Origin of the sequence: Synechococcus sp. R55.7 (assembly GCF_047461955.1) — a bacterium.
In the GTDB taxonomy this organism is placed as follows: Bacteria; Cyanobacteriota; Cyanobacteriia; order Thermostichales; family Thermostichaceae; genus Thermostichus.
The window spans coordinates 1-574 of sequence record NZ_JANSIC010000508.1 but is presented as its reverse complement, the minus strand read 5'-3'; the positions used below and the strand labels follow the sequence as shown (position 1 = coordinate 574).

The following is a 574-nucleotide window of genomic DNA, read 5'->3' as shown; positions in this document are numbered from 1 at the left end:
GAGTCCTTTCGCGGTAGCGGGACGGAGTCCTTTCGCGGTAGCGGGACGGAGTCCTATGGCAGGATCGAGAAGTGCTGCGGAGAGGGATCCCGGTGCGCTTGACAACGCGGGCCACCTATAGCATCAAAGCTTTGTTGGATCTGGCGATGCTCGGCTCCGGGCAAATGGCTTCGGTGCGGGCCATTGCTCAGCGACAGGGGATCCCAGCTCCCTACCTGGAAAAGTTGCTGATTGAGTTGCGGCAGGCTGGCTTGGTTTGTTCCCAACGGGGGGCCCAGGGGGGCTACCGGCTGGCACGGGCACCGCGGCGGATCCCGATTAGCGCCATTTTGGCGGCAGTGGGAGAATCCTTGGATCCTCTCATGGACAGTTCTAATCCTTCAGCCGTGCATCCGGCGGAGCGGCTGGACTGGGTGACGGAAGCCCTGTGGCAGCGGATCGCTCGACGGGTGCAGCAGGTGTTGGAGGAAACCACTCTGGAAGATCTGTATTTTGATGCCCGGAGCTGGCAAGCGGCTCAGGATCAGGAGAGTGGATTTGTGGTTTGATCGCGTTAGCGGGACGGAGTCCTTTC

Annotated in this window: 1 protein-coding gene; it reads left to right on the top strand. The window is 61.1% G+C overall.

Going from position 1 to position 574, the window contains the following annotated elements:
• The first annotated feature begins 92 nt into the window (after positions 1–92).
• Positions 93–548: an Rrf2 family transcriptional regulator gene (locus NW820_RS13405; protein ID WP_414407776.1), complete on the top strand. Its 456-nt coding sequence runs from the start codon at positions 93–95 to the stop codon at positions 546–548.
• The last annotated feature ends 26 nt before the right edge of the window (positions 549–574 follow it).